Origin of the sequence: Paracoccus sp. S4493 (assembly GCF_000967735.1) — a bacterium.
Classification (GTDB): Bacteria; Pseudomonadota; Alphaproteobacteria; order Rhodobacterales; family Rhodobacteraceae; genus Paracoccus; species Paracoccus marcusii.
The window spans coordinates 1-861 of the sequence record NZ_JXYF01000369.1; the positions used below are offsets into that span (position 1 = coordinate 1).

The 861-nt window shown below is 67.9% G+C and carries 2 protein-coding genes; both read left to right on the top strand.

All coding sequences use genetic code 11. From position 1 onward, the window contains the following. Positions 1 to 25 precede the first annotated feature (25 nt). Complete coding sequence (locus tag TW83_RS17780) at positions 26 to 466, top strand: YcgN family cysteine cluster protein (RefSeq protein WP_045984124.1); 441 nt, start codon at positions 26 to 28, stop codon at positions 464 to 466. Further along, on the top strand, positions 463 to 861 hold a 399-nt coding region (locus TW83_RS17785; protein ID WP_045984123.1), incomplete at its 3' end, for a beta-eliminating lyase-related protein. The genes TW83_RS17780 and TW83_RS17785, both read left to right, overlap by 4 nt.

Below are 861 nucleotides of genomic sequence, written 5' to 3' on the forward strand. Positions count from 1 at the left end.
CCCGCGCCCTGCTGTCGGGCCGCTGATGCGTGAGCGTTTCTGGGAACTGCCGCTGCCCCGCCTGGCCCCCGACGAGTGGGAGGCGCTGTGCGACGGCTGCGGCAAGTGCTGCCTGAACAAGATCGAGTTCGAGGACACGAACGAGCTGGCCTTCACGCGCGTCGCCTGCAAGCTGCTGGACGGGGACGCCTGCCGGTGCAGCAGCTACCCGAACCGCCACGACTATGTCCCGGACTGCGTGGTGCTGACCCCCGCCAAGATCAAGGAGGTCGCTTGGTGGCTGCCCGTCACATGCGCCTATCGCCTGCGCCATGAGGGGCGGCCGCTGTATGACTGGCACCACCTGATCTCGGGCTCGACCGAGACGGTGCACGAAGCAGGCGTCAGCGTCCGCGGCTGGACCGTCAGCGAGCTGTCGGTCACCGAGGACGATTGGGAGGACCACATCATCGAGGATCTGTCATGAATTTCGCCTCGGACAATTCGTATGCTGCGCATCCTGCCGTCCTGACCGCGATGGCCGACGCCAATTCCGGCGCGGTCATGGGCTATGGCGCCGACCCGGTCACCGCGCGGGCCGAGGCCGCGATCCGCGATCTGCTGGAGGCACCCGAGGCCGTCGTCCGCTTTGTCGCCACCGGGACGGCCGCGAATGCGCTGGTCTGTGCGCAGCTGTCGCCGTCCTTCGGGCGCATCTACTGCCACGACGGCGCGCATATCGAGACCAGCGAATGTGCCGCGCCCGAATTCTTCTCTCATGGGGCAAAGCTGGTGACCATGCCGGGCGAGGGCGGTCGGATCGATGCGGCCACCTTGGCGCAGACGCTGCAGGTCGGTGCCGGGGTGGGCCTGAATGGCGGG

Coding starts and splice junctions, on each gene's coding strand:
- TW83_RS17780 (WP_045984124.1), top strand. CDS start 26: ATGCGTGAGCGTTTCTGGGAACTGCCGCTGCCCCGCCTGGCCCCCGAC.